At 37.2% G+C, this 7,719-nt stretch carries 5 protein-coding genes and 1 tRNA gene; all 6 read left to right on the forward strand.

Going from position 1 to position 7,719, the window contains the following annotated elements:
- Positions 1 to 300 (forward strand): hypothetical protein (locus tag MUW73_RS03955; protein ID WP_243575279.1); only part of this gene is annotated, 300 nt, incomplete at its 5' end.
- Between the two features lie 347 nt (positions 301 to 647).
- Positions 648 to 851, forward strand: coding sequence for a histone H1 (locus tag MUW73_RS03960; protein WP_243017844.1), 204 nt, complete (start codon positions 648 to 650; stop codon positions 849 to 851).
- Positions 852 to 1,129: 278 nt separating this feature from the next.
- Positions 1,130 to 1,205 (forward strand) — tRNA-His (locus tag MUW73_RS03965).
- Positions 1,206 to 1,605: 400 nt separating this feature from the next.
- A complete protein-coding gene (locus MUW73_RS03970) occupies positions 1,606 to 2,559 on the forward strand; it encodes a hypothetical protein (protein ID WP_243575280.1) in 954 nt (317 codons plus the stop codon).
- 386 nt (positions 2,560 to 2,945) lie between these two features.
- Entirely contained in the window at positions 2,946 to 3,947 is a 1,002-nt protein-coding gene (locus MUW73_RS03975; RefSeq protein ID WP_243575281.1) for a hypothetical protein, read from the forward strand.
- Between the two features lie 42 nt (positions 3,948 to 3,989).
- Entirely contained in the window at positions 3,990 to 7,427 is a 3,438-nt protein-coding gene (gene dnaE, locus MUW73_RS03980) for a DNA polymerase III subunit alpha (protein ID WP_243017848.1), read from the forward strand.
- Positions 7,428 to 7,719: the final 292 nt, after the last annotated feature.

Here is a 7,719-nt window from a genome sequence, read left to right on the forward strand (position 1 = left end):
GAAGACGAAACAGAAACGGATTATAATGGTTCACATAATCAAGAACAAAGCAACAATAATTATGACTTTAATAAGAATTGTTTGTTTGAAAACGAAGAGAATGATAGCAATGATTTAGGTACAAAGTTGTTTAACCGGTGCGATAGTGACACAAGTAGTGACGATCAAGTCCATCAATGTAATGAACAAGAACAAGAACAAGAACAAGAACAAGAAGTTACTAATAAAAGTCTACTAAATAAATGTAATGCATATAAAAAAGAAATCTATAATATTACATATTTGTCTAATGATGAATAGTTTTGTATTCCTTTATCTGATGATGCGTTAGCTGAAATTAACGATTAGGTTAATCAGGAAAGGGCTAACCTTCATTCGAGTGACGAGTGATGATGAATATTATGAGGATGATATACCTGAAAACTATAAATGTAAAGATCATAGAAATAAAATTTCATATTTTGACTCGTATCTATACATTACCAAATACTTACGACTGCTCTAAACGCAGACAAAAATTATCAAGGTAGATCAGAATAATTTGATAAAAATTTATTAGATTAATAACCAGAAAAGCAAATAGTAGCCTTTTGAAACAGTAAAAATAATCTAGTAATAAAAAATAGCCATTATATAATTTAATGATCATGAACCGATTTGAAGAATTAAAAACATTGATACTCTCATTAGAGGATGAGTTTCATAAGTTCTATGAGAAGGACAATAAAGCAGCTGGCACAAGAGTTCGTAAAGGGATGCAAACCCTAAAAAAAATCGCACAAGAAATTCGAACTGATGTATCAGCATCTAAAGCATCTATGGAGGATCTAAAAGGTTCAGATGGTAAATAAGCTTACCAAGCAACTTCATCAAGCAACAGCCAGGAAGCAAATTGTTGCAGCTCGTGCTATTTATCCCAGTGCAGCACTGTGGTAGACCTACAACTAAAAAATACTCCTTATAAAAATTGCCATCAGCAGAAAGGCTGCAGAGGTGGCATAGCATAACAGCCAAAAAACCCTTTTTTTGATCAAATTCTGGAAAGATAGCTTATACAATTCACTTTTTTATTTTATATTTGTGTAGCCTTTTTTCTATTGCCCTATCAAGGCTATAGGTCTAGTTTTATGGTGAATGTAGCTCAGCTGGTTAGAGCATTGGTTTGTGGTACCAAGGGTCGCGGGTTCGAATCCCGTCTTTCACCCATTATTATGGGGTAAAAAGCTTTTTTAGCTTACTTTTTGCTTGATAAAAAAGTAAACAAGAAACCAAGTTCTGATACAGAGTTGCGAAAAGTACCCCTTACAGATGAAGTAAAAGAAAAGTTAAGATAGAGGCTAAGGTAGCGATGCTGTTTTTCCAGCTGTAAAGAGTGCTTTTTGGCCTCAATTGTACCTATCAAGGTGACGTTTTTGCTTTTGCTGCATCACCTTGCCACAGCACTGAGTCCACACCCATTTAAGGTGATTGGTAATGATCTATATTTTTAATTTTAAGTTTATGATTTACATAATCAATTGGTTTAAGCGTTCTGCCTTATTTTGCTTAGCTATAGTCTTTTGTCAGGGATGTTTTTGGAGGGTTTCTTCTAATAAAAACAAATCTATGTCTCCAAGTCCCTCCAGGTCACTATTGCCGAATCCTAACCAAACAGGCCCACAAAATGATAAAAAAGATAATAAAGTATCTGTAGAAAATACTAAAGACAACGATTATAAAAAGCCAGAAAACGAGCTAAAAAATAAAGAAGTAGACCTACTTGCGCAAAAGCTTATATCTACCCCTGCCACACCACCTAAATCTACTAATTCAATAGTAAACCAGCATACTAGTCAAGAAAATGTTCAAGAAACGTATAAAATACCTGAGCAACAAAATCAAAATATGGATAAATTCAAAGAAGAATTATCTAAAGCAGGAGTACCTAAGCACCAAATCGAAGAATTGGTAAAAATTACCAATGATGGAATTGCTAAGTTAAAAGCAAAATTGCTTAAACTACCTCCTGATAAGCAACAGGGGCTATATGCTTCCATGGAAAGGAAAGAAAAGCTACAAAAAGATATAAGTGAAGCTGAAACTGAAACTGAAACACAGTTGAACAATCTTTTAGAAAAGGGTGACAAAAAAGACCTTCAAATAGAAGCTAGTATATCTGAACCTAGTTTAAAAAACCTTATTGAGGTATGTCAAAAGCAATCTGCAATTGCACGAGATTATATAGACCCTAAAGATAATATAAGTCTTTACTTCCTCCAAGTGCAGAACAATATTCTTGTGTCTGGTTGTAAAGTGCTGCAAACAGTATTCCTTCAATGTTCAGCTGAAGACAAACAAGCCCTCCAAACTTCTTTGAACAACTTGGTAAATTTATGCAAGAGCAACCTAGAGGAAACAAAAGCCATTAAGCAGCTCATACCCGATTCTATAGTAAAAGAGATTCAACAAGTCAAGCTAGAAACAGCAAAAAAACAAGCGGAAATACTTCAGAAGATTGAAGAATCCATCATAGAAAAGACAGAAGAGAAACAACAGATGATAGAACCAGATTTAGACTAGTATAACCTATATTTTATTCAATTTCAGAGCTTTTGCTATTTACATTGACATACAGCATATTCTCTGCTCTATAGTACAACCAAGCTAGAACATTTAATGGCGGCTAACAAGCAGCTGGGCATGGATGTACTTTCACCCTGACTTCTTTATTGATTTAAAGTTTTAGCCAATCTTTTTTTTTGCCAATTAGTCTCTCAAACCTTTTTTTAATAAAAGAGGTTGTAATCTAAGTGGCTGTAGGTAATTCCAAGAAGTTCTATCATAAATTTCTGTCTTTCGTTTTTTATTATGATACGTATAGTTATATGGTTATACGTTCATTCAAGGCAATTCAAGGTAATGGCTCACCATCTATTTAACCTTGCCTTATTTTTAATTTTAAGCTCATGCGTTACATAAAAAATTTGTGTAAAATCCTCGCTTTATTTTGTTTAACTACAGTCTTCTCCCAAGGATGTAAGTGTTCATCTAATAAAGATAAATCACCTACGGAAAGCCCTAAAGTAGAAAGTCTTATTCAGCAGCCGGTCATCTCTACCGCTCAGACAGAGTCACCTGAAAATGATGAAAATGATGAAAATGATGAAAAACCGCAGATAAATCTCCTTGAGCAGCCGTTTATGCCTACCCCTTCGGCACCACCTTACCCTACGGCTGGAACAGAGTCCGAGGATTCCAGTAAAGAAGAAATTAAAAAAATTTTTGAAACAAAGAGAAAAGAGACTATTAACCAATACGAAACACAATTACGTAGCCAAACAGAAACGCCATCACCCGAACAAAGACTATCCGAGGATCAGATTGAGCAGTTAATAAAAGCTGAATGGGACAGACTTTATGCAATAGACAAAAAGAGACTTAAATTGCCTTTTAAGCAGCTCAAGGCTCTAGCCGATTCCATACAAGCGCAAGCAGAGCTGGTGAAAGATATTCATGAGGTTTATCAAGAAAAGTTAGGGCTCCTTGGTCAGAAAGCAACAGCCATGATGAGCGCAGATAATGCTAACCAGATAAAGATAGAAATTAATCCATCCCAACCTATATTTCAGCAACTTATTAATGTGATTAAAGAGCAATACAAGCTTATCGAAGATGGTCTTAAACTTGCAAACCATGAACATCGTGTAAGAGCACGAGAAAATCAGAATTATTCTTTAGCTTTTTATCAAAAAATGGAAAATGCATTTCTTGAGTGCTCAGCGCAAGAAAAAAAATACTACGAGCCTCATTTGAAAAATTTTGTACAGTTATTGCAGAGCGAGTTACAAGAAAGCCAAAAAATAAATGAAATAATGCGCCATAGTTTAGGAGAAGAGATTCAAAAAATCACCCTAGAAACAAAAAAGAAGATGCACGCTATAATAACTCCAAGCGCAAACCCAGAATAAATAAAATGGAATAGCACAATCAGCCTATAACCCTCTTTAACCATGCACAACTTTTGCCATTTACATTGCCATACAGAATATTCCCTGTTAGATGGCGCAGCCAAGGTAGAACGTTTAGTAGCGGCTAACAAGCAGCTAGGCATGGATGCATTAGCCATTACAGACCATGGCAATATGTTTGGGGTACCCCATTTTGTAGCCGCAGCAGCCAAGCAAGGCGTAAAACCGATTATAGGATGCGAATTCTACATGGCACCCGATCGCCACGACCATAAAGATAAAACCCGTTACCACCAGTTGTTACTGGCTAAAAATGCCATAGGCTATCACAACATTACCAAACTATGTTCGCTAGGCTTTTTAGAAGGCTATTATTATAAACCACGAATTGACAAAGCTTTACTCAAACAATACAAAGAAGGGCTAATCGCCACCACCTGTTGCTTAGGTGCAGAGATTCCTAAAACCATTATTCGACATGGCGAAAAAGCTGCAGAAAAGCTATTTTTAGAATGGTTGGCACTATTTGGTGAAGATTATTATATCGAACTCCAAAGGCATGGTATTGAAGAACAAGAAATTTGTAATGCCATATTACTCCGTTGGGCTGAAAAATATAAGGTAAAAGTCATTGCTACCAATGATGTCCACTACATTGCCCAAGAGGACAGTCTGGCCCAAGACGTATTACTCTGTTTACAAACGGGAAAAGACTACAACGATCCCAATCGGATGCGTTTTAGCAACGATCAATTCTTTTTAAAATCCCCAGAAGAGATGGCTCTGCTTTTTGCAGATGTCCCAGCAGCTATTTCGAATACCCTAGAATTAATAGCCAAAATAGAAATACCCTCTTTAGCCCGTGATGTGCTGCTACCTATTTTTCAACTTCCTAGTGGATTTTCAGATCCCAATCTCTATCTTAGCCATTTGGCTTTTTCGGGAGCCCAAGCCAAGTATGCTACTATTTCTAGCGAAGTAGAAAGTAGATTAAACTACGAATTGGCCATTATTGCCCAAACCGGATTTGCTGGTTATTTTTTAATTGTACAAGACTTTATTAAAGCAGCTGTGCAATTAGGGGTCATCGTAGGGCCAGGCAGAGGCTCAGTAGCAGGCTCTTTGGTAGCTTTTTGTATAGGGATTACCAAAATAGATCCTCTGCGCTATAACCTACTCTTTGAACGCTTTTTGAATCCAGAACGGGTCTCTATGCCCGATATAGATGTAGACTTTGACGATGAGGGTCGTAAAAAGGTCATTGATTATGTAATTCAAAAATATGGTCGTAACCAAGTAGCCTCCATTATTACCTTTGGTAGCATGGCTGCTAAATCGGCCATACGTGATGTGGCGCGTGTGTTGGGCGTTCCCTTGGCACGGGCCAACTATATGACTAAGTTGATCCCAGATAAATTAGGCATTACCTTATCAGAAGCCTTTGAGGAGGTAAAAGAACTAGCTGAAATCAAAAAAGCCCTGACTACCCCAGAAGGTAAAGTATTAGATTTAGCTGAAAAATTAGAGGGATTGGTGCGGCATACAGGTATTCATGCAGCTGGCATCATCATCGCACCCAACGATATTGTAGAACATATCCCTCTTAAAACAGATAAAAATTCTGACCTATTGGTTACCCAATATGACGGATCGGTACTGGAAAAGACGGGCATGTTAAAAATGGACTTTTTGGGTTTAAAGACGCTAAGTATTATTAAGGATGCACTCCTATTGATTAAGGCAAACAGAGCCATTACCATAGATATAGATAACATTCCATTAGATGACTCCATTACTTTTAAGTTATACCAAGCGGGTAATACCAAAGGAACCTTTCAATTTGAGTCAGAGGGTATGCGTCAATGGCTGATTAAACTGCAACCCACTACGATGGAAGAGCTGATTGCGATGAATTCCCTCTATAGACCAGGTCCTATGCAGTTTATTCCTAATTTTATTGCCCGTAAACATGGCAAAGAAGCGATTGAATATCCCCATCCCCTTTTAGAAGCCATTCTAAAGCCCACTTATGGCATTATGATTTACCAAGAACAAATCATACAAACGGCACAAGCCATGGCAGGCTATACCCTAGCGGGTGCCGATTTATTGCGTAAGGCTATGGGTAAAAAAAATGCAACAGAAATGGCCAAGCAACGTGATATTTTTGTAACAGGTGCCGCTGAAAAACATCAAGTGCCTAAAGAAAAAGCATTAGCTGTTTTTGAGATCATGGAAAAATTTGCCCAGTACGGTTTCAATCGTTCGCATGCCGCAGCCTACTCTCTGATTGCCTACCAAACCGCTTATTTAAAGGCCCACTACCCTACCGAATATATGGCTGCAGTATTGACACATAATCAGGGAGATATTGAAAAGATTGCTTTCTTTATGGAAGAAAGTCGTCAGCAAGGGCTATCTGTATTGGGCCCTGATATCAATCAAAGCCAAGTAAATTTTAGTCCTGGGCTAGATAAAGCAATCAGGTTTGGTCTAGGTGCGATTAAAGGAGCTGGTGAAGCAGCTGTTACAGCCATTATAGAAGCAAGAAAAGAAAAAGGTACTTTTAAAGATATTTTTGATTTCGTCGAGTCACTCCAACTCAAAAGCGTCAACAAGAAAACTATGGAAGCGCTTGCTTTATCGGGTGCTTTTGATACGTTTGAGGGACTACATAGAAGGCAGTATGTCTATGAAGCATCGGGCAGCAGCTTTATAGAAAAAGTAATACAATACCGTAATCGTCTTCAAAAAGAGCGAACAGAAGCGCTTCAATCGCTATTTGGAGCTAGCTCTTACAGTCAAATCAAAAAGCCAGAAGCCGTAGATTGTTCTCCTTATGATCCATTGGAGCAACTGCGTATAGAGAAAGAGCTCGTTGGTTTTTATATTTCTGGTCATCCATTGGATGCATTTAAATTGGATATCAAAAGTTTTTGCAATGTAACCACACAAAATATATTAGCTGCTAGTCGAAAAGCAGTAACCATAGCGGGCATACTTACCGATTGTACGATTAAACAAAATAGCAAAGGAAACCCCTTTGCTTTAGTTACATTAGATGATTACCATGGCTCACTAAACTTTGCGCTTTTTGGCGAAGATTACTTAAAATACAAACATCTATTAGAGGTGGGTAAATTACTTTTCTTGACAGGCAATGTAGCTGTCCGTTATGGGAACCAAACCACACAAACCTTTAAACCGCAAACGATTAACTTATTAGAAGAGGTACGAGAAAGAATAGGAAAAGGGGTTCATTTAAAGCTAAATGAAGACCATATCACACCTTTGTTGGTCAATGAGTTGGAATCTTCCGTCAAACGTTATCCGGGTAAAGCCTTTATAAAGATATCTATTACAGATCATGAAGCCCAAATCACGATTCCAACTCTTTCTAGTCAATACCGTGTAGAGCTACACAATGAACTATTTGGATTATTCAATGAATTAGGTATAGATTTTTACTTATTCACTTAATGATTAAATTCTTTTGTGCGTAGTCCTAACACAGTGGTGAATAGATAGTTAAAAATAACCTATCTGTTCAGGAAATGGCGTCCACTTAATAGCTATACTTTATTGATTTTCAAATATAATAGCCTTCATTTAGTCCCTGGTACGCAGTAGTTTTTATCCCACTTTTTCCTGTTTCCGTTCACCACTATGGCTTATGCTAGAAAAAAAACGCGCCCTTTGAAAAAAGTGCGATCAGAAAGCGCAGTTTACAGATGAAAAGAAAAACAGTTGCCGAGATGGATTGCAGAGAGGT

Source organism: Candidatus Cardinium sp. cByotN1 (assembly GCF_022810525.1).
In the GTDB taxonomy this organism is placed as follows: domain Bacteria; phylum Bacteroidota; class Bacteroidia; order Cytophagales; family Amoebophilaceae; genus Cardinium.

Excerpts from the sequence above, each read along its gene's own strand:
- MUW73_RS03960 (WP_243017844.1), top strand. The coding sequence starts at position 648 with ATGAACCGATTTGAAGAATTAAAAACATTGATACTCTCATTAGAGGAT.
- dnaE (WP_243017848.1), top strand. The coding sequence starts at position 3,990 with ATGCACAACTTTTGCCATTTACATTGCCATACAGAATATTCCCTGTTA.
- MUW73_RS03975 (WP_243575281.1), top strand. The coding sequence starts at position 2,946 with ATGCGTTACATAAAAAATTTGTGTAAAATCCTCGCTTTATTTTGTTTA.
- MUW73_RS03970 (WP_243575280.1), top strand. The coding sequence starts at position 1,606 with ATGTCTCCAAGTCCCTCCAGGTCACTATTGCCGAATCCTAACCAAACA.